This is a genomic window from Niallia sp. (assembly GCF_031978665.1).
Taxonomy (GTDB): Bacteria; Bacillota; Bacilli; order Bacillales; family Cytobacillaceae; genus Niallia.
The window spans coordinates 1-20357 of record NZ_DALZDK010000036.1 but is presented as its reverse complement, the minus strand read 5'-3'; the positions used below and the strand labels follow the sequence as shown (position 1 = coordinate 20357).

Annotated in this window: 21 protein-coding genes; all 21 read right to left on the bottom strand. The window is 36.6% G+C overall.

Features of this window, described 5'->3' with window-relative positions; genetic code table 11:
* Positions 1-418: 418 nt before the first annotated feature.
* Complete coding sequence (gene codY, locus RTL21_RS18120) at positions 419-1201, bottom strand: GTP-sensing pleiotropic transcriptional regulator CodY (RefSeq protein ID WP_312097869.1); 783 nt, start codon at positions 1199-1201, stop codon at positions 419-421.
* Positions 1202-1297: 96 nt separating this feature from the next.
* A complete protein-coding gene (gene hslU, locus RTL21_RS18115) occupies positions 1298-2707 on the bottom strand; it encodes an ATP-dependent protease ATPase subunit HslU (protein WP_312097867.1) in 1410 nt (469 codons plus the stop codon).
* Positions 2708-2722: 15 nt separating this feature from the next.
* Positions 2723-3265: an ATP-dependent protease subunit HslV gene (gene hslV / locus RTL21_RS18110; RefSeq protein ID WP_284561348.1), complete on the bottom strand. Its 543-nt coding sequence runs from the start codon at positions 3263-3265 to the stop codon at positions 2723-2725.
* 33 nt (positions 3266-3298) lie between these two features.
* Positions 3299-4201 (bottom strand): tyrosine recombinase XerC, encoded by a 903-nt coding sequence (gene xerC, locus RTL21_RS18105; protein WP_312097865.1) that lies wholly within the window; start codon positions 4199-4201, stop codon positions 3299-3301.
* 506 nt (positions 4202-4707) lie between these two features.
* A complete protein-coding gene (gene topA / locus RTL21_RS18100; RefSeq protein WP_312097863.1) occupies positions 4708-6783 on the bottom strand; it encodes a type I DNA topoisomerase in 2076 nt (691 codons plus the stop codon).
* A 491-nt stretch (positions 6784-7274) separates the two neighbouring features.
* On the bottom strand, positions 7275-8144 hold the full coding sequence (gene dprA, locus RTL21_RS18095; RefSeq protein ID WP_312097861.1) for a DNA-processing protein DprA: 870 nt from the start codon (positions 8142-8144) through the stop codon (positions 7275-7277).
* A gap of 246 nt (positions 8145-8390) precedes the next feature.
* Positions 8391-9308 carry a succinate--CoA ligase subunit alpha gene (gene sucD, locus RTL21_RS18090; protein WP_312097860.1) on the bottom strand — a complete coding sequence of 306 codons (918 nt, stop codon included), beginning with the start codon at positions 9306-9308 and terminating at the stop codon, positions 8391-8393.
* Positions 9308-10483, bottom strand: a complete 1176-nt coding sequence (gene sucC, locus RTL21_RS18085; RefSeq protein WP_312097859.1) for an ADP-forming succinate--CoA ligase subunit beta — start codon at positions 10481-10483, stop codon at positions 9308-9310. Before sucC ends, sucD begins: the two co-directional genes overlap by 1 nt.
* A gap of 286 nt (positions 10484-10769) precedes the next feature.
* On the bottom strand, positions 10770-11075 hold the full coding sequence (locus tag RTL21_RS18080) for an EscU/YscU/HrcU family type III secretion system export apparatus switch protein (RefSeq protein WP_312097858.1): 306 nt from the start codon (positions 11073-11075) through the stop codon (positions 10770-10772).
* Complete coding sequence (locus RTL21_RS18075; RefSeq protein ID WP_312097856.1) at positions 11072-12331, bottom strand: hypothetical protein; 1260 nt, start codon at positions 12329-12331, stop codon at positions 11072-11074. Before RTL21_RS18075 ends, RTL21_RS18080 begins: the two co-directional genes overlap by 4 nt.
* Before the next feature lie 34 nt (positions 12332-12365).
* Positions 12366-13142, bottom strand: a complete 777-nt coding sequence (locus tag RTL21_RS18070; RefSeq protein WP_312097854.1) for a ribonuclease HII — start codon at positions 13140-13142, stop codon at positions 12366-12368.
* A 150-nt stretch (positions 13143-13292) separates the two neighbouring features.
* Positions 13293-14144, bottom strand: coding sequence for a ribosome biogenesis GTPase YlqF (gene ylqF / locus RTL21_RS18065; RefSeq protein WP_312097852.1), 852 nt, complete (start codon positions 14142-14144; stop codon positions 13293-13295).
* 28 nt (positions 14145-14172) lie between these two features.
* The gene (gene lepB, locus RTL21_RS18060; RefSeq protein ID WP_312097850.1) at positions 14173-14709 is read right to left on the bottom strand and encodes a signal peptidase I; all 537 of its coding nucleotides are present in this window, start codon (positions 14707-14709) and stop codon (positions 14173-14175) included.
* Between the two features lie 280 nt (positions 14710-14989).
* A complete protein-coding gene (rplS, locus tag RTL21_RS18055; protein WP_047939984.1) occupies positions 14990-15334 on the bottom strand; it encodes a 50S ribosomal protein L19 in 345 nt (114 codons plus the stop codon).
* 217 nt (positions 15335-15551) lie between these two features.
* Complete coding sequence (gene trmD, locus RTL21_RS18050; protein ID WP_312097847.1) at positions 15552-16298, bottom strand: tRNA (guanosine(37)-N1)-methyltransferase TrmD; 747 nt, start codon at positions 16296-16298, stop codon at positions 15552-15554.
* Complete coding sequence (gene rimM / locus RTL21_RS18045) at positions 16298-16816, bottom strand: ribosome maturation factor RimM (protein ID WP_312097845.1); 519 nt, start codon at positions 16814-16816, stop codon at positions 16298-16300. The genes trmD and rimM overlap by 1 nt, the downstream gene beginning before the upstream one ends.
* Positions 16817-16827: 11 nt before the next feature.
* A complete protein-coding gene (locus RTL21_RS18040) occupies positions 16828-17205 on the bottom strand; it encodes a YlqD family protein (protein ID WP_312097843.1) in 378 nt (125 codons plus the stop codon).
* 297 nt (positions 17206-17502) lie between these two features.
* Positions 17503-17733 (bottom strand): KH domain-containing protein, encoded by a 231-nt coding sequence (locus RTL21_RS18035; RefSeq protein WP_312097841.1) that lies wholly within the window; start codon positions 17731-17733, stop codon positions 17503-17505.
* 11 nt (positions 17734-17744) lie between these two features.
* The gene (gene rpsP, locus RTL21_RS18030) at positions 17745-18017 is read right to left on the bottom strand and encodes a 30S ribosomal protein S16 (protein ID WP_031534440.1); all 273 of its coding nucleotides are present in this window, start codon (positions 18015-18017) and stop codon (positions 17745-17747) included.
* 174 nt (positions 18018-18191) lie between these two features.
* Complete coding sequence (ffh, locus tag RTL21_RS18025; protein WP_312097838.1) at positions 18192-19544, bottom strand: signal recognition particle protein; 1353 nt, start codon at positions 19542-19544, stop codon at positions 18192-18194.
* A gap of 12 nt (positions 19545-19556) precedes the next feature.
* On the bottom strand, positions 19557-19889 hold the full coding sequence (locus RTL21_RS18020; protein ID WP_031534436.1) for a putative DNA-binding protein: 333 nt from the start codon (positions 19887-19889) through the stop codon (positions 19557-19559).
* Positions 19890-20357 lie beyond the last annotated feature (468 nt).

Genomic DNA, 20357 nt, shown 5'->3' with positions numbered 1-20357 from the left:
ATTTTTTTACATGATAGGTTTAATTTTAATTAATTTGTAATAATATGTCCATGGGAAAGAGGAGGATTTTAATGATTCTTTTTACCTATTTTAGTTCATAATTGACATAATTGATCATTTTATTTGGTAAAAATTGGTGTTTACCTTCCTTTTACCATTACTATTATCATAGTCATTAGTTACTAAACGATATTATTTATTGGCTATGTAAACAAATATACTGTGAAACACTCTGTAATGTAAATGAAAAATAACTGGAAAACGCGCAGTTTTTGTCGAATGATATGTTTATACGAAACACCCCATATTTCTCGTTCGTGCCATATCTCTCTTTTACAGTTACATATACGCAAAAAAAAACCTTTTCAATAGGCTGAAAAGGTTTTTTATCAGTATCTGTTTTATTTGGTAACAGATATTATTTATTTGATTTTAATTTCTCAAGTTCTAATAAGAATTTATCATTAAGTACTTTAATATAAGTACCTTTCATACCTAAAGAACGAGACTCAATAACACCAGCACTTTCTAATTTACGCAACGCATTTACGATTACAGATCTTGTAATACCAACACGGTCTGCGATTTTAGAAGCTACTAATAATCCTTCATTTCCATTTAATTCTTCAAAGATGTGTTCAATTGCTTCTAATTCACTATAAGATAGAGAGCTGATTGCCATTTGAACAACTGCTTTACTTCTTGCTTCCTCTTCGATTTCTTCAGCTTTTTCACGAAGAATTTCCATACCAACTACAGTAGCACCGTATTCAGCAAGAATTAAATCATCATCATGAAATTGCTCTTGTAATCTTGCAAGAATTAATGTGCCAAGTCTTTCTCCTCCACCGATAATAGGAACAATTGTTGTTAAACCTTGTGCGAATAATTCCTTATTTTCAACTGGGAAAGCAGTATACTCACTGTCAATTTCCAAATTACTTGAAGTTGCTTGAATGTTAAATAAGCTGTTTGTATATTCTTCTGGGAATTGACGATCTTCCAGCATTTTTTTCATACGATCATTTTCAATTTGCTGATTAACTGCAAAACCTAGTAACTTACCTCTTCTGCTTACAACGAAAATGTTTGCTTCGATAACGTCACTTAACGTTTCAGACATTTCCTTGAAATTAACTGGTTTTCCAGCAGCTCTTTGTAGCATTGCGTTTATTTTTCTCGTTTTTGTTAATAAATCCATTTCTTATTCCTCCTGTTAACTAAAACCAACACTCGAAATAATCTATGTCTACTTATACCTTTTCTATTTCAGGAGTTAACTTTCTGATTGACTAAATTATAGTATAAATTGACTTAAATCTTTATTTCTTGAGATGGCTCCTAACTTCTCTTCCACATACTTTGGAGTGATCGTTATTTTTTCCATTGTTATTTCTGGTGCTTCAAAAGACAAATCTTCCAATAGTTTCTCTAGAATAGTATGAAGTCTTCTCGCACCGATATTATCTGTATTTTGATTTACTTCATAAGCCACTTCAGCTATCTTACGAATAGCTTCGTCAGAAAATTCAATTTCTATACCCTCTGTTTGCAATAATGCTTGATATTGCTTAATCAATGCATTATCTGGTTCCACCAGAATTCGATAAAAATCATCCACTGTCAATTTCGTAAGCTCTACACGAATCGGAAATCTTCCTTGCAATTCTGGGATTAAATCAGATGGCTTCGACATATGGAATGCACCTGCTGCAATAAATAATACATGATCTGTTTTAACCGATCCGTATTTCGTTACAACTGTTGAGCCTTCCACGACAGGTAAAATATCTCGTTGCACACCTTCTCTAGAAACATCCGCTGAAGAACTACCATTAGACTTGCTGGCAATCTTATCAATTTCATCGATAAAGATAATTCCCATTTGTTCAGCGCGTACGAGAGCTTCCTGTGTAACCTCGTCCATATCGATTAGTTTCTGCGCTTCCTCGTTCGTTAAGGCAATTCGCGCTTCTCTAACTGTTAGTTTGCGCTTTTTCTTTTTCTTCGGCATAAAACTGCTTAAAGCATCCTGCATATTCATGCCCATTTGTTCCATTCCCGAACCTTGGAGCATATCAAACATTGATGGCTGCTGTTCTTCCATTTCTACAGAAACTACTTCGTCTTCCAGTTCGCCTAGGGCAAGTTTTTCTTTTACAATTTTTCTTTTTTCTGACTTACTAGTTTCCTCCACAGTAGACTCTTCTTCGTCTGTGTCTGTAGAACCTCCGCCAAAAAGCATTTCTAAAGGATTTTTGTAGTTGGATGTTTTCTTTGCAGCAGATGGCACTAACAATTCAACAAGGCGATTATTTGCCGCTACTTCCGCTCTCTCTCTCACTTGAAACATCTTTTCTTCCTTTACCAAGCGTACAGATGTTTCAACAAGATCACGAACCATTGATTCCACATCGCGTCCAACGTAGCCAACTTCCGTAAACTTAGTTGCTTCTACTTTAACAAATGGTGCATTGACAATTTTTGCTATCCGTCTTGCAATTTCTGTTTTTCCGACACCAGTAGGACCAATCATTAAAATATTTTTCGGATTGATTTCGTCTCTAAGCTTTTCGTCAAGCAAGCTTCTGCGAAAACGGTTTCTTAAAGCGACAGCCACAGCTTTTTTTGCATCCTTTTGTCCAACAATATATTGATCAAGGCGCTCCACAATTTGACGAGGTGTTAAACTAGCACTTTTTTGCATAATAAAAATCCTCCCCTATAATTCTTCCACGATGATATTATTATTTGTATAAACACAAATCTCACCAGCAATCTCTAGAGCCGCTTTCGCGATGTCGTATGCAGAAAGATTATCTCCAGAATAGGTTTTGAGCGCTCTACCAGCAGCAAGTGCATAGTTCCCGCCAGAACCGATTGCAAGTATACCATCATCTGGTTCAATTACTTCGCCTGTTCCAGATACTAATAATAGGTCTGTTTCATTCATAACAATCAGCATTGCTTCCAGTTTTCTAAGAACTTTGTCACTGCGCCAAAGCTTCGCAAGCTCCACTGATGCACGCTGTAAGTTCCCATTAAACTCATCTAATTTCCCTTCAAATAGTTCAAAAAGAGTAAAGGCATCTGCAACTGATCCCGCAAATCCTGCAATTACTTTCCCGTTAAAAAGCTTTCTTACCTTCCGGGCAGTATGTTTCATCACAACAGCATTTCCTAATGTGACTTGACCATCACCAGACATTGCTGACTTCCCTTTATGTTTTACCGCAAAAATAGTTGTTGCATGAAATTGTGGTATTTCAGACATGTTACTTCCTCCTTATCCAATTGACTATGCCCTAGGGTGATAAGACATATACGTCTTTTTTAAATACTCATTAGTAACATGAGTATATATTTGAGTTGATGTTAAAAATGCATGACCTAATAATTCTTGGACTGTTCTCATATCTGCACCATTTGCCAACAAATGAGTGGCAAATGAATGTCTCAATTTATGGGGATGAATTTTTCCTTGTGAGGATGAAGTATCCATCATTTTATTTAAGATATCACGAACTCCGTTATCTGTTAAAATTCCTCCGCGATAATTAACAAACAAATAAGAATGAGTTGAAGTGCTTTTCATCAACTTATTCCTACCTACCTTTATGTACGCTTCAAGAGCATGATGCGCAAAACTACCAAATGGAACATACCTTTCCTTTTGCCCTTTTCCCCTAACCAATACGGTAGAAACACTAAAATCAATATCGCTTAATTGAATTTTTGTACATTCTCCAACACGAATGCCTGTTGCATACAGTAATTCAAGTAATGCTTTATTCCTTAGCCCAAGGGGTGTGTTCGTATCACATGATAAAAAGAGTTGCTGCAATTCTTCCTCGTAGAAAAAATCAGGTAATCTCTTTTCTAGCTTAGGAATCGATACGGCAGAAAACGGATTATTGTCTACTACCTTTTCCCTTAGCAAAAATCGATAAAAACTTCTCAAACTAGATATTTTTCGCGCAATCGTCTTTCTTGCTAATTGCTGTGAAAAAAGCTCTGTTAAGTATATTCTTACATCAGATGGACTCACGTCTTCTAACTTGTCTATTACTTGATCTTTCATAAAACGAAAGAATTGGTCAATATCTTGCATATAAAATTCTATTGTATATGGTGAGTAATTTTTTTCAATCTGCAAATATGCAATAAATGCCTGAACATGATTGTTTAATTCCTGTTTCATAACCTCACCTCACAACGGCTTCATCATATTATCATACTTTTTGACTACAATCAATAAATTTACACATTTTTCACAAAGTTCGGAATTGTTCGTAACAATCCGTTCACTTCTTTCTTTTCCCTATTAATGGATAGCTAATCTTAAATCATTGAAACAAGCTTCTATTAAAGGGAAAAGCTCTTTCTCAGACAAAAAGAAGCAGGAGAAAAATATGTACATGCAGGAAGACAAAATAACTTCCTTCAAAAAGAATCTATGAAGTATTCACTCATAGCATTTTACTATACGAATGAAAGAATGAAAAGTTTCTACATTCAATAGATTTAATATTTTTTTCTTAAAACGAATATCCACTACATTATCTTCCATATATATAATATTTAGGATACAAAAGCATTAACTTGGTAGTAATTGACAAGAGAGTGAGCATTTGCTCACCCTCAAATCCATTTGCTTCCTATACTCGTTTTCCTAGATAGTGCTTTTCCATTTAGTAAGAATCTCTATTAACTCTGTGGTTCTTCTTTATAATCACAGTTAACACACTGTACTTGAACACCTTTTTTCAGTTTCTTCTCCACTAGCATGCTTTCACATTTCGGACAAGGTCTTTGCAGCGGCTTATCCCATGAAATGAAATCACATTCTGGAAAACGATCACATCCGTAAAAAATTCTGCGTTTTTTACTTTTTCTTTCAATTATATTACCTTCATGGCATTTTGGACATTTTACCCCAATATCCTTCACAATAGCTTTCGTGTTTCTGCAGTCAGGGAAATTACTGCAAGCCATGAATTTTCCATATCGACCCATTTTATAAACCATTGGATGACCGCACTCTTCGCAATCTTCTCCAGCTGGTTCATCTTTTATTTCAATGGTCTGCATTTCTTGTTCTGCAACTTCAAGCCTTTTCTCAAACGTTTGATAAAACTCATCTATAACTTTTACCCAATTGACTTTACCGGCTTCGATATTATCTAAATCTTGTTCCATATTCGCAGTAAATTCAATATTTAATATCTCAGGGAAAAATTCTAAAATTAGCTCTAAGACAATTTCACCTAATTCAGTTGGAATAAATCGTTTATTATCAAGCGCTACATAGCCCCGTTTTTGAATAGTATCCAAAGTTGGAGCAAAGGTTGATGGTCGTCCTATCCCCAATTCCTCAAGTGTTCTTACTAGCCTTGCTTCTGTATAGCGTGGAGGCGGCTGAGTGAAATGCTGTTTGGTATCAATATCTTTGTTTAATACTGTATCGCCTTCCTTTAAATCAGGAAGCTGACGATCCTTTTCATCCACATTATCATCTGTACCTTCCACATATACTTTCATAAAGCCAGGGAACTTAATTTTCGATCCATTCGCACGGAAAATTACGTTCCCGTTTGATAAATCGACACTCATTGTATCCATTACAGCTGAGGCCATTTGGCTAGCAATAAATCTTTCCCAAATTAGCTTATATAATCGAAATTGATCGCGAGATAAAAATTCTTTTACCTTGTTTGGCTCACGGATAATGCTAGTTGGACGAACGGCTTCGTGGGCATCTTGAACCTTTACATTCTTTTTCTCTTTTTTCTTCTCATCTCTTGTATACTCTTTTCCATAATGAGTGTTGATAAATTCAAAAGCTTCTCCTTGTGCAACCTCAGAGATTCTAGTTGAATCAGTTCTCATATATGTAATTAAACCAACAGTTCCTTCTTTTCCAAGATCAATTCCTTCATATAATTGCTGTGCTAACATCATCGTTTTCTTTGCACGGAAATTTAATTTACGGGCAGCTTCCTGTTGTAAAGAGGATGTCGTAAATGGTACGGCAGGATTTCTCTTCCGCTCTTTTTTACTCACTTTCTCTACGATAAATTTATTATCCTTCAGTTGACTTGTAATTTTTTGTACATCTTCTTCCGAATGAAGCTCAATTTTCTTTCCATTAACTCCATAAAAGGATGCCTCAAAATCATTCTTTCCTTTAATAAAGCTTCCTTCAATGGACCAGTATTCCTCTGGCTCAAACGCTTTGATTTCATTTTCTCTTTCAATAATGAGACGTACAGCAACAGATTGCACTCTTCCTGCACTAAGTCCTTTTTTAACTTTTTTCCATAATAAAGGACTGATATTATATCCTACTAAACGGTCTAAAACCCTTCTAGCCTGCTGGGAATCCACTAAGTCCATATTAATCGCTCTAGGGTGCTTAAATGATTCTTTAATGGCATCTTTTGTAATCTCATTGAAAACAACTCGGCAATCCGATTCAATGTCTACATTTAAACTATTTGCTAAATGCCATGCAATTGCTTCCCCTTCGCGATCCGGGTCAGCTGCTAAATAGATTTTCTTCGCTTTTTTTGCTGCTGTTTTTAGATCCTTTAAAATAGGACCTTTTCCGCGGATTGTTATGTACTTTGGTTCAAATTGTTTTTCTATATCAACACCCATTTGACTTTTAGGCAAATCCCTAATATGTCCCATTGATGCTTTCACTTTATATTTTTTTCCTAAATATCGTTCTATTGTCTTTGCTTTCGCCGGTGACTCAACGATTACTAAAAAATCTGACATCCACTGTCCTCCTTAAGAGGGATTTAAATATTCACTATTATTGTATACTATGTTTTGATTTGTCAAACATTCCGATAACTAGCAAACGTTTTCACTCTCTTTATTTATGTAAATTATTTCGTTTAAATATCTATACGTTGCAAAATGTATAACAAATTTCTAAAAATAGCAACACTTTTTTTGAAGTTTCATGAATAATTCCAAATTTATGGAAGGATTATTGTTAAATCCTTTAATGTGTTAATCTAATAGAGATAGCTCTCTTAGGAAATTATTTTCGTTTTAAATTATTTGTAGGGTAAGAAAGTTTACCTAAACATCTTTAAAAAGCAATGAAAATATAGATAAAAGATAATTCCTTAAATAATTTTATGCTTATAGCGTAACACTTTCCTTTTGTATTGAAAACTAATTTCATTTGACTATTTGTTTTATTTTTATAATTATGGAAGTGAAATTATTTCCATATAAAGAAATTAACTTTTCATATGCTACTCAGATAAATGCTTCCATTCTTCTAATATATCTTTTGCTTCAAGTACTGGCTTTGCACCTTGTTGAATCAATTCATTAGGACCGACTGAGTATGGACTAAAAATACTACCTGGCACGGCGAATACGTCTCTGCCCTCGTTTACGGCAAAATTGGCTGTTATTAAGGAGCCGCTTTTCTTCTTCGCCTCTACGACTATGGTTCCATTACTTAGCCCACTAATAATTCGATTTCTCATTGGAAATTGCCATTTAAGAGGTTTTGTTAATGGGGGATATTCGGATATTACTAGATGATGCTTCATCATTTCGCCTGCTAGCTCCCGATTTTCTTTTGGATAGATATGAAAAAGACCTCCTGCAATCACACCAATTGTTTTGCCGCCATATTCGATAGCATGCCTATGTGCTATCGAGTCTACTCCATGTGCTAACCCACTTACAATAGTGATGTTCTCCTCGACTAACTCGTTTATAAGCTTTTGAATTATTTTCGTACTATAGGTAGTCGCTAACCGCGCACCCACAATTGCCAGCTTTTTTTTCGATTGAAGCAAGGAAAGATCTCCTTTTGCATAAAGAACCCAAGGGGGCTGATAGATTTCTTTTAGTAATGGGGGATATAATGGATCAAAGATAGTAATTGGGTGAATCTGATTATATCGATACTGATTCAATTGTTCTTCCACTTGATCAGAACGGATGGTTTCCACTATTTCCTTCTCTACGTTTGGAGGTAACGGGGATAAAAAGGGCGGGATTTTTTGCAACTGAAGAGTAGGATCTGCTTTTAAAAGACTACCAATCATTTTCCAACTAATACCTCGACAGTGATGCAGTTTAATTAATGATTTATTTACAATTTCCATCTTCTCTTCCTTTCATATGTCTACTTTTCCACAAAGAAATTAGCAACTATACAAAGGAAGGTGAAAAACATACATTAAATAAGGAATTATCCTCCTTCATTATAAATAGTTTTTCCGATAATGCCTAGTACTCATTTGCGCTAATAGCTTTTGTAAAACCACAGATTAAAATATCCCCCTTAGTACTCCATAAAAAATCATAAAAAACCTAGCCTTACTTTATAAAATAAGGCTAGATTTGTTTATTTATTTTGTTACTACTTCATGTGTTTTACATTTTTCGTATAAGGACTGTTCTTTTAATACTTCAATGAGTGTAGCCCCCATGTCTGATGGAGTTGGAGCTACTTTAATGCCACATTCTGTTAGCACACTGATTTTTTCATCTGCTGTTCCTTTTCCCCCTGAGATGATTGCCCCCGCATGGCCCATGCGCTTCCCTGGAGGAGCCGTGCGCCCACCGATAAATCCAACTACCGGCTTCGTCATATTTTCTTTCACCCATCGTGCCGCTTCTTCCTCTGCAGTACCGCCGATTTCTCCAATCATAATTACTGCATACGTATCTTCATCTTCATTAAAAGCTTTTAATGTATCGATAAAGTCTGTTCCATTAACTGGATCTCCACCAATTCCCACTGCTGTTGATTGGCCAATTCCAGCCTGAGAAAGCTGATGAACAGCCTCATATGTCAGGGTACCAGAACGAGAGACAACTCCTACATGGCCCTTCTTGTGAATATATCCTGGCATAATCCCAATCTTACATTCTTCTGGTGTTATTACACCTGGACAGTTTGGACCTATTAATCTAGTCTTTTTCCCTTCCATATAGCGTTTTACCTTCACCATATCAAGAACTGGAATATGTTCAGTAATACAGATTACCAAATCTAGTTCCGCATCAACAGCTTCTAGAATGGCGTCTGCTGCGAATGGAGCAGGTACATAAATAACCGATGCGTTCGCTTCTGTCACATCCACTGCATCTTTCACTGTATTAAATACTGGTACTCCTTCTACTGTTGTACCGCCTTTTCCTGGAGTTACACCTCCAACAATCTTTGTACCATACTCTATCATTTGTTTTGTATGGAAAAGCGCTGTTGCACCTGTTATTCCTTGGACAAGGACTTTTGTATCTTTATTAATAAAAACACTCATTATTCATTCCCTCCTTGTTCTACTAAGGTTACAATTTTCTCAGCACCATCAGCCATCGATTCTGCTGCTACGATATCTACGCCTGATTCGCGGAGAATCTTTTTGCCTAAATCGACATTTGTCCCTTCTAAGCGAACTACAAGAGGTACATGAAGGCTAACTTGTTTTGCAGCTTCCACAATTCCAGTTGCGATAACATCACATTTCATGATGCCTCCAAATATATTGACAAAAATCCCTTTCACTTTTGAATCAGAAAGAATGATTTTAAATGCTTCTGTAACTTTTTCTGCTGTAGCGCCGCCCCCAACATCCAAGAAGTTAGCCGGTTCTCCGCCATAGTGCTTAACAATATCCATCGTAGCCATAGCAAGTCCAGCACCATTTACCATACAGCCAATATTTCCATTTAAGGCGATATAACTTAGGTCATATTTGGAAGCCTCTAATTCTTTTTCATTTTCTTCATCTAAATCTCTATATGCAACAATATCTTTATGTCTATACAAGGCATTTGAATCAAAATTCAACTTCGCATCAAGCGCCATAATATTTCCATCCTCTGTTAATACGAGTGGATTAATTTCAGCAATCGAGCAGTCTTTGTCTACAAACACTTTATATAAACCAGTCATAAACGCAACTGCTTTATTTACTTGTTTGCTTGGGATATTAATCGCAAATGCAACTCGACGCGCTTGAAACGGTGTTAAACCGGTTACTGGGTCAATGGCTTCTTTTACAATTTTCTCTGGATATTTCTCTGCAATTTCCTCAATTTCAGTACCGCCTTCTTCAGAAGCCATTAATACGATTCGAGATGTTGCACGGTCAACGACAAATCCTATGTAATATTCCTTCTTGATTCGACAGCCTTCTTCAATTAATAATCGTTTTACTACTTTTCCTTCTGGACCTGTTTGATGCGTGACTAATGTAGTGCCCAAAATATCGGATGCGTAAGTTTGTACTTCTTCCAACGTTTTCGCAACCTTTACTCCACCAGCTTTTCCTCGGCCACCTGCATGGATTTGCGCTTTCACTACCCATACATCACTGTTTAATGTTTCTGCAGCTCGCACTGCCTCTTCTACTGTAAAAGCTACTTTTCCTTTTGGTACTGAAACGCCGTTTAATTCTAAAATCTCTTTCCCCTGATATTCATGAATATTCAAGCTTCCACACCCCTTTAATTTCCCTTTTGTGTAAAATTGGAGACAACTGCATTACTACATCTTATAACGAAAGAATGAAATTTATTTCATTCTTTTTTGTTTTCTCCTTTGACATAAGAATCGTTATCACTGTATTAATAGGCTTTTTTGCAGTGATTTACGATTTGTTTATGTATTTAGAAAAAACAAAAATATGGTCACGCTTTCATTTTAAATGAAAAAACCTTTCTTTGTCTATAAAAAAGGCTTTTATCTTTAAATATTTTATAATTAAAAATATTTTTTCTTATTCTCGCTCTTTTTCCCCGTCATTTTTTGTCATTTCCTTCTCTAAAGAATAAATAAAAGAAAACACTTCAGCGACTGCCATATATAAATCTTCTGGAATTTGTTCATTAATATTTAATTTACTTAAAAGTTCCACAAGAGAAGCATCTTCTTGAATCGGGATATTCTCTTTTTTCGCTCGCTCTAGTATTTGCTCTGCCACTAGACCTTTCCCTTTCGCAATAACGGCAGGGGCAGAATGTTTATGCTGCTCATAGGTTAACGCAATCGCTTCTTTTCGCTTCAAAGGATTTGGCTTGTTCATATTTTAATATCCACCCCTTTGTATGCCTTCACTTGTATTGGTTGCTGTGAGCTCCATAGAGGCTTATCCTCTTTTGTTAGGGGTCTCGCATGTACGGACATCAATTGATACTCAAGCTCCCTTAGCTTATCTTTTAATGGCTCATCCGCCTGTTTTATCATTGGCATTATTTCTGATGCTCGATCATTCAAAATACTCATGTTCATGATTCGATTTTGAATGGTTATATCAATAACAGTATCCTTCAAGTGGGCAAGCTCCAAATAAAAAAGAATCCGACAATAACTACTATCTACTTTGCCATCTGTGGTTTTTCTGCCATTATACTGTACTGTAACATCTACTTGCTGGTTGAAAAAACGAAGGGGTATTTCTGCAATTACCTGCATAATTGGACCTGTTTGCTGACTCATAAGCTGATAGCCTGTCACTTTATCGATTAATTGGCCCGCTGTCTCTTTTACAGCGACAGGAACATCTTTTCCCATTAATTCTAGTAGGATTGGCTTTAGCATTTCCTGATTAGAGGCTTGTTCCTCTCCCATCGGCGCTCTTTTTAACAATCCGGCTTCAAATGAATAGCCGATTTTTTGAAAAATAGCTTTGAGTATATCAACGTTATTCTCTTCTCCGATGTTTCCTCCCTCCCTTAAACTAGAAAGTAGGTTATTTAAGTTCGGTTCCTTTATTTCGTGGGCAGAAAGCTGCTGCTTTAGCTCTTCTATTAAGGCGCTGAATCCTTTACCTGTTTGCAAGGATGACAGACTATTAAACACTTCTTTCGTTAAAGGAAGCTCCCTTTCAAGCATAAGACCAATAATGGAAAGCTCTTGTTTCCCTAATGAAGATGGTAGCCATTCCATTATGCTCATAATCGATTCTTTTGTTATTGGTAAATTATTAGATAGTAGATAACTCATTAGCAATCTATTTTCTTTGACGTCTGGAAGTTGTAATTGTTGAAGCAACCCTTTAATATTTCCTTTTTCTGCTGAAACCTCCTGTACTTGCGTTAGCACTTTTAAAACTGGTTTATCATCCGTCACGGAAACTTGAAACCAATAACTTTGATCAACCATTAATGGAATCGTTAGGTTGGCAAACATTTTTTGTGAGCCTATTTGTACCTCTGCCATTTGTTGAGGAAATAATTTAGTCAATTTCCCATATACTAGTTGTCCATCTCTTAATTCGAGTGCTTTGTTACTAAAAAGATTTTCCTGAAATAAATTTTGGACAATATGGTTTATATTCATCTATTTCCTCCTTTCGTTAATAGCCAATCGGATCCTAACTATTCTCCACCATCTCTTTTATAGGAGAAAAACTCTTGCGGTGGTGAATGGTAATCCCGCATTCCTTGAGGGCAACTAAATGTTCTTGTGTACCATAGCCCATATTGCTTGCGAAATGATAATCAGGATACTCTTCATGTAACTCTTTCATCATACGATCTCTTGTAACTTTCGCAATAATGCTTGCTGCTGCAATCGAAACACTTTTACTATCGCCTTTAATAAGGGACTCGCTTGGGTATGGCGTTGTTAATTTCATCGCATCAATTAGTAAAAAGTCTGGTGTTTGGGAAAGCTCGTTAATTGCTTCCAGCATTCCTTTTTTCGTCGCTTGATAGATATTAATTCGATCAATTTCCGAAGGCGAGATAATCCCTACACCAATCGCGATCGCTTCTTTTTTAATAACCTCATAAAATAAATCTCTTTTTTTCTCTGACAATTTCTTTGAATCGTCGATACCAGGTAAATAAAAATCTTCTGGAAGGATAACTGCTGCTGTGACAACCGGTCCTGCAAGCGGGCCTCTGCCCACTTCATCAATTCCTGCAATATATGTATACCCTTTTTTTCTTATTTCTTTTTCATAGCGATTCATGCTTACAAAATGGTCATGAAGCTTTTGTTCCTTTTCTATCCGCTTTCCCCATGCCTCTAACAGCTTCTGAGCCCCTTTTCTTTCGTCTTTTCTTAGTTCAAGGATAAATGGGTCATTTGCTTCCTTTATAGCTTCTAGCTTCTCTTTTATTTCTTTCATCGTTGCTACTATCATTGATTACACCTCGATATTTATATCGGTTTATTGATTTGATTTTTTATTTTTTATGCTTAGTTAGGAGATTTTTCAAAGACTGTTGCTTTTTACAACCTTTTCATAAAAAAGAGAAGTGTCTGTGTTTAGCCACTTCTCTTTGGAGCTTGTTTACATATCTTCTGTTTTTTCAAATGTTAAAGGTCCAAATTTTTCGCTTCTGATGTCTCGGATTATTAGTTCTGTCACTTTATCATAGTCTATCATGCCGCCGCCTGATAAAGCTCCTCTAAATGTTCCAATACGATCAAACAGCTCAACTGTATCTTCTGGAATCGTTTCTAATTGATATCTTTCTTTTAATCGTTCTGGATATTCTCTTTCTAAAAAGCGTAGTCCAAAGATAGCAATATCCTGTAAATTTAAAATCGTATCCTTTATTGCACCAGTTAAAGCAAGCTTTAAGCCAACTTCTTGGTCTTCGAATTTCGGCCATAATATTCCTGGTGTATCTAATAGCTCCAATTCTTTCCCAACTTTAATCCATTGCTGTGCTTTTGTAACACCAGGTGTATTTCCTGTTTTAGCAATATTTTTTTTCGCTAATCTATTAATTAAAGTAGATTTACCTGCATTCGGAATTCCGACTATCATTGCTCGAATTGCTCGTGGTCTAATTCCCTTTGCTTTCATGCGATCAAATTTCTCCGCTAAAACTACTTTCGCTAAGGCCGTAATTTCCTTCATTCCAACTCCTGCATGTGAATTAATCGCAAGTGCTTGTATGCCTTGTTTTTTGAAATAGTTTATCCATTCCTTTGTACGTTCTTTATCTGCCATATCTGCCTTATTCAATAAAACAATTCTTGGCTTATGCTGGATTATTTCATCGATCATTGGGTTGCGAGAAGATTGGGGAATTCTCGCGTCCACTAATTCAAAAATAATATCAACCAGCTTTAATTTTTCCGTTACTTGCCTTCTGGCTTTCGCCATATGCCCCGGAAACCATTGTATAGTCATGCGTGCACCTCTATTTCTTCCACTAACATTATTCTACTATTTTTAAATCAGATACCGGCCAATACACTACACTTGTACTGCCAATAATTTTATCAAAGCCAATCGTGCCAATATGACGACTGTCTTTGCTATTTCTACGGTTATCCCCCATCACAAATAATTCTCCGTCTGGAACGGTTGCAGTGAAATCTTCCGTGAGGGGACCATTTATATCTTGTTTATTATGCTCCAAGTAGGGCTCTTCATAAGCTTGTCCATTTACATATAATACATCATTTCGATACTCAATCGTATCGCCTGGCAAGCCAATTACTCTTTTTATATAATCTTTGCCTTCTGGTGCATGAAATACAATGATATCAAAACGCTTTGGTTCACTTACTTTATAATTTATTTTATTCACGATCATTCGATCTTGATCAAGCAATGTAGACTGCATGGATTCGCCATCGACTACAATAGGAGCAAATAAAAAATATCGAATGACAAAAGCGAGTAAGACAGCAATAATTAATGCTTTACTCCATTCCCAAACTTCATTTTTCTTCTTCTTTTCAGTTGCCATACCTTTCACCAATCCTTAACTGAACAATATAGGTAGTTTTTTATGTATGATTGAACGCTTTTCTATCATGATATATTTTAGCGGAATTTCTGGATGAAGTAAAATTGGAAAGTTTTCAGTTGTTTTGTTGGGTATACAGATTCACTCACAATGTAAGCCCGTTTATTTCCTAATCAACTCAGGGAGCGATAACTTTATTAGCCATAAAAAAGAAAAAACATTTGAAAAGCAAGATATAAAAAAGAGCTTGTTACAAGAACAGGCTCTTTTTTGGTAACAATTATCGAATTTCTTTAATACGAGCTTTTTTACCACGTAGGTTACGTAGGTAGTAAAGTTTCGCACGGCGTACTTTACCGCGACGGATAACTTCTAGCTTCGCAATTTTAGGTGTGTGAACAGGGAATGTACGTTCAACGCCAACTCCGTAAGAAACTTTACGAACTGTAAAAGTTTCGCTGATTCCACCACCACGACGCTTAATTACAACACCTTCAAATAACTGAATACGCTCACGAGTACCCTCAACAACTTTCACGTGTACACGTACAGTGTCACCAGGACGGAACGCAGGAAGATCAGAACGAAGTTGTTCTTTTGTAATTTCTTCTATTAATTTTTGCATCGTTTTCAACTCCTTCCAACAGACGCTCTTGCACTCATAATGGAGACCTCTTGCAGCGGAACATCGTTATAAGACCCTTCACAGAAATTAATCTGCTTAAGTCACAAGTGTTATCTTAACATAAAACTAGACTAACAGCAATATTTTTTCTAAAAATAATAGAACTTTGCTATTGCTTATAGTTCGTTACGTTAATTGTCAACATAATAGGATTATGTTAACTTGGATGATGCTGCTTTTTCAGTTCACTTACGAGTTTTTTTTGCTTTTCCGTGAGCGGATAATTTTCTAGTAAATCCGGTCGCCTTTGAATCGTTCTGCGGAAAGATTCTCTTTCTCTCCACTCATCAATATGAGCGTGATTTCCAGATAGCAACGTGTCCGGCACCTTCATTCCACGAAAATCAGCTGGGCGAGTGTAATGAGGATGCTCTAATAGACCAGTGCTAAAGGAATCATTTACATGGGATGCTTCTTTTCCAAGCACACCTGGCAATAACCGTACGACGCTATCAATGACGACCATAGCGCCTAATTCGCCACCTGTTAGGACATAGTCACCAATCGAGATTTCATCGGTTACCAAGTGCTCCCTAATTCTTTCATCATAGCCTTCATAATGTCCACAAATGAAGATTAAATGCTCCTCCTGTGCTAATTCTTCTGCTTTCGTTTGCGTGTATCTCTCACCTTGAGGACACATCAGAACGACTCGAGGCTTAGCTTGGCCTTCTTTGGCTTTTAAAGCATCTACAGCATCAAATATCGGCTGCGGCTTTAACACCATCCCAGCACCGCCTCCGTATGGGTAATCATCCACTGTTTGATGCTTGTTATCTGAGTAATCACGGAAATTTACAATATGATAAGCCACTTTTTCCGCTTCCTGTGCTTTTTTTAAAATAGAACTATGAAGAACCCCTTCAAACATCTCTGGAAACAATGTAAGTACATCAATTTTCATTAAGACAACAGCCCTTCCATCGGCTCTATTACAACTAACTTTTCTTCGACATCTACTTTCATTACTACTTCTTCAATATAAGGAATCATGATTTCATTTCTATCTTTTCCTCTAACAACCCAAACATCATTTGCACCTGGTGTTAAGATTTCAATGATTTCCCCAAGCTCTTCTCCTTCTACTGTTACCACTTTACAGCCGATAATTTCATGAAAATAGTATTCATTTTCAGCCAGTTCACCAAGAAAGCTTTCTGGAACCTTCAAAAGACCGCCCTTCATAAATTCCACATCATTCACATTGTCATAGCCTTCAAATGTAAGCAGATTGAAGTTCTTATGCTCTCGATGGCTTTTAATTTTCAATTCAAGCGGGTTCGCTTTATCTGTTTGAAAAAAATAAATCGCATTCCCAACCATGTATCGTTCCTCAGGAAAATCTGTCCGAGAAATAACGCGGATTTCCCCTCTTATCCCATGTGTATTCACAACTTTCCCAACATTAAACCATTTCTCCATTGCTTTCACCTCTATCGAATATCAACCACTATTCCATCTTTCATAATAATCGTTTTGTTTGTACTTTCCCAAGCTTGTCCCACCTGAACATCGACAACAGCCATTACTTCCTGCTCTTTAATTTCTGTCCCTAATGGTAGTATATGTAATTGATTTAATTGAAACTCTATCGTTTTTTGTTTCTCTAATTTATTGGTAACTTCCTTACGAAAAAAACTAGTTATTTCCGAACCAGAAGGATGATTTTTCAATTTTTTTCTTTCTTCAAAATGAAGCTGCTGCACTTCTTTTTCTAATTGCTGGATTTCTTGCATGTAACGATCTGAAATAGACTTCCTTGTAGCCTCGGTTAACACTTGTTTTACTGTTACAGACTGAAGAATCTTCATAAACTTCCTCCTAACAGATGCTATTCTTTTGTACATACTACTAACAAGGTAACATATATTGCTTTTTTCGTCTAAAAGGAAGGAAAATATCAATCATTTTACCATCGCTACAGCTACTTCTCAAAATGCTAGCACTTTGTTCAACATATCAGCCAAAAACTTGATGATATCAGCCAATGCACCATGTTTATCAGCCAAAATAATCATTTATCAGCCAAATCTCCATCGATATCAGCCAAACGAATATTTCCCCTAAAAAAAACAAAGGAAGGAGGGTTCCCCCTCCTTCCTTTTCATTTAATCTCTAATATCAACAATAATTTTCTTTTGTTGTAATGATCCTGCTGCATAAACAATCGTTCGAATCGCTTTCGCAACTCGCCCTTGCTTCCCTATTACCTTTCCGATGTCATTCTCGTTGACAGAAAGCAAGTAAGTGATACGATTATCCTCTTCTGTTACAGTTACAGCAACTTCCTCTGGAAAATCAACAAGGGGCTTAACAATCGTTTCTATAAGCTCTTTCATTGCATCAAAAATTACTTAGCGTTTTTGATATTGTGGAATTTCTCCATAATACCTTGGTTAGAGAATAGGTTACGTACTGTATCAGATGGTTTTGCACCATTTTGTAACCATTGTAGAGCTTTATCTTCGTTGATTTCCACGATAGCAGGGTTTGCTACTGGATTGTAAGTTCCTACTGTTTCAATGAAACGTCCATCACGTGGTGAACGAGAATCTGCTACTACGATACGATAAAAAGGAGATTTTTTTGCTCCCATTCTTTTTAAACGAATTTTTACTGCCATTTAATATTGCACCTCCGAATAGTTTCACACAAGATAGTATATTATCAGATACTCCAACACTTTGTAAAGTGTTTTTTCTTGTCAGTGTTAAAAATCTTTATTTACGCCTTCTAACGGACTGTTTTTGCCCATTTTCAATAGACAAACGAAGCCAATTTTATATAAAAATCGTCGTTAAAAAGGATTAAATGGTAATTTGAATTTACCTTTTTTCTTGCCTTTTTGACCCATATTGGTCATTTGCTTCATCATTTTTCTCATATCATCAAACTGCTTTAAAAGGCGATTTACTTCTGGTACGGTTCTTCCGCTTCCTTTTGCAATACGCTTTCTTCTGCCAGCGTTGATGATCTCTGGATGTTCTTTTTCTTGCTTGGTCATGGACTTAATAATTGCCTCTACGTGTGCAATTTGCTTTTCATCCACTTTCATATTGTTTAAGCCTTTGATTTTGTTCGCACCTGGCATCATTTTAATTAATTCGTCAAGTGGTCCCATGCTTCTTACCTGGCTTAAAGAATCAAGAAAATCGTCAAAGGTAAAGGAATCAGACTTCATTTTCTTTTCTAACTCTCTTGCCTTTTCTTCATCCACATTAATTTGTGCTTTTTCAATTAGGCTAAGGACATCGCCCATCCCTAAAATTCTGGAAGCCATTCTTTCTGGATGGAACGTTTCAAGCGCATCCATTTTTTCTCCCAAACCAACAAATTTAATTGGCGTGTTTGTAACAGAACGAATGGAAAGTGCAGCTCCCCCACGTGTATCACCATCAAGCTTTGTTAAAACAACTCCCGTTAATCCTAACTGCTCGTTAAAACTGCCGGCTACATTAACAGCATCTTGCCCTGTCATGGCATCGACAACTAGTAATATTTCTTCTGGGTTTGCAAGTTCTTTGATTTGCTTTAATTCATCCATAAGTGCTTCATCTACATGAAGACGACCTGCTGTATCAATTAAAACATAATCATAATGATCTTCTTTTGCTTTTTCTATCGCTTGCTTTGCAATTTCAACCGGACTCACTTGGTCTCCTAGTGAAAACACAGGAAAATCAAGCTGTTTACCCAATGTTTGCAATTGCTTAATCGCAGCAGGACGATAAATATCCGCAGCTACTAATAGTGGATTACGATTATGTTTTTTTCGCAGTAAATTTGCAAGCTTACCGGTGGTTGTTGTTTTACCTGCCCCTTGAAGTCCGACCATCATAATGACAGTTGGAGGACGTTTACTCACACCAATTTTACTTTCTTCTCCACCCATTAGTTCTGTAAGCTCTTCTTTTACTACTTTAATAACTTGTTGTCCAGGAGTTAAGCTTTTTAGCACTTCCTGTCCTACTGCACGTTCACTTACTTTTTTGACAAAGTCTTTTACCACTTTAAAGTTAACGTCTGCCTCAAGGAGCGCGAGACGAACTTCACGCATCATCTCTTTCACATCCGCTTCATTTACTTTCCCTTTTCCACGGATTTTTTGCATCGTGTTCTGCAGTCGGTCAGCTAAACCTTCAAATGCCATACGTCAGCCTCCTTAATCTAATTTCTCTAGTTCTTCTACTGCCTCTCGCAACGCAGATATAGATAAGGTATCATGTTCTAGCATTTTTTTCATCTTTTCAAAAAGAACTTGACGTTCCTGAAATTTCTGAAGTAACAATAACTTATTCTCATATTCTTCTAGCATTGCCTCGGTACGTTTAATGTTGTCATACACCGCTTGACGGCTTACATTGTACTCAGCAGCAATCTCCCCAAGAGAGTAATCATCCAAATAGTAAAGAGACATATAGCTTCGTTGCTTCGGCGTTAACAACGACTGATAGAAATCAAATAAATAATTCATTCTCGTTGTTTTCTCAAGCATCGAATAATACCCCCGTGTTAAGTCAAAAGCCTTTACATCGACTATTTTACACACCAGAAAAAAAGATGTCAAGAAAATATCTTTACAAATCGAAAAGCGGAAGCGCCTGGTTATCGTTGTACAAACTGGAAGGTGTCTGACTGAGATATAGGAAACACAGGGAACGTTAGTGAGCTGATGTTGACTTATCGTAGGGAAGGCACCTGGAAGTTTGCTAAACGATAGGCGCTGGAGCTAGACTAATCGAAAAGCGGAGGGTGGCCTGATTAGGGGCGTGTGGGGTGGAGCGACTATTCCTAAGATATAGGAAACACAGAGCACAGTAGTGAATAATAATTACCGCACTTTGCTTCAATTAGTTTTAAAGAGCATTAATGCCGCCATCTGTTACCTTCGCATCCACTTTTTCTCCTAGACGGGCTTAGAGAACCTTTCTCTGTTACCTTCGCATCCACTTTTTCTCCCAGA

Bases quoted from the DNA above. Each gene is read 5' to 3' on its own strand.
- codY (WP_312097869.1), bottom strand. From the start codon at position 1,201: ATGGATTTATTAACAAAAACGAGAAAAATAAACGCAATGCTACAAAGA.
- hslU (WP_312097867.1), bottom strand. From the start codon at position 2,707: ATGCAAAAAAGTGCTAGTTTAACACCTCGTCAAATTGTGGAGCGCCTT.
- xerC (WP_312097865.1), bottom strand. From the start codon at position 4,201: ATGAAACAGGAATTAAACAATCATGTTCAGGCATTTATTGCATATTTG.
- topA (WP_312097863.1), bottom strand. From the start codon at position 6,783: ATGTCAGATTTTTTAGTAATCGTTGAGTCACCGGCGAAAGCAAAGACA.
- dprA (WP_312097861.1), bottom strand. From the start codon at position 8,144: ATGGAAATTGTAAATAAATCATTAATTAAACTGCATCACTGTCGAGGT.
- sucD (WP_312097860.1), bottom strand. From the start codon at position 9,308: ATGAGTGTTTTTATTAATAAAGATACAAAAGTCCTTGTCCAAGGAATA.
- RTL21_RS18080 (WP_312097858.1), bottom strand. From the start codon at position 11,075: ATGAACAAGCCAAATCCTTTGAAGCGAAAAGAAGCGATTGCGTTAACC.
- RTL21_RS18075 (WP_312097856.1), bottom strand. From the start codon at position 12,331: ATGAATATAAACCATATTGTCCAAAATTTATTTCAGGAAAATCTTTTT.
- RTL21_RS18070 (WP_312097854.1), bottom strand. From the start codon at position 13,142: ATGATAGTAGCAACGATGAAAGAAATAAAAGAGAAGCTAGAAGCTATA.
- ylqF (WP_312097852.1), bottom strand. From the start codon at position 14,144: ATGACTATACAATGGTTTCCGGGGCATATGGCGAAAGCCAGAAGGCAA.
- lepB (WP_312097850.1), bottom strand. From the start codon at position 14,709: ATGGCAACTGAAAAGAAGAAGAAAAATGAAGTTTGGGAATGGAGTAAA.
- rplS (WP_047939984.1), bottom strand. From the start codon at position 15,334: ATGCAAAAATTAATAGAAGAAATTACAAAAGAACAACTTCGTTCTGAT.
- trmD (WP_312097847.1), bottom strand. From the start codon at position 16,298: ATGAAAATTGATGTACTTACATTGTTTCCAGAGATGTTTGAAGGGGTT.
- rimM (WP_312097845.1), bottom strand. From the start codon at position 16,816: ATGGAGAAATGGTTTAATGTTGGGAAAGTTGTGAATACACATGGGATA.
- RTL21_RS18040 (WP_312097843.1), bottom strand. From the start codon at position 17,205: ATGAAGATTCTTCAGTCTGTAACAGTAAAACAAGTGTTAACCGAGGCT.
- RTL21_RS18035 (WP_312097841.1), bottom strand. From the start codon at position 17,733: ATGAAAGAGCTTATAGAAACGATTGTTAAGCCCCTTGTTGATTTTCCA.
- rpsP (WP_031534440.1), bottom strand. From the start codon at position 18,017: ATGGCAGTAAAAATTCGTTTAAAAAGAATGGGAGCAAAAAAATCTCCT.
- ffh (WP_312097838.1), bottom strand. From the start codon at position 19,544: ATGGCATTTGAAGGTTTAGCTGACCGACTGCAGAACACGATGCAAAAA.
- RTL21_RS18020 (WP_031534436.1), bottom strand. From the start codon at position 19,889: ATGCTTGAGAAAACAACGAGAATGAATTATTTATTTGATTTCTATCAG.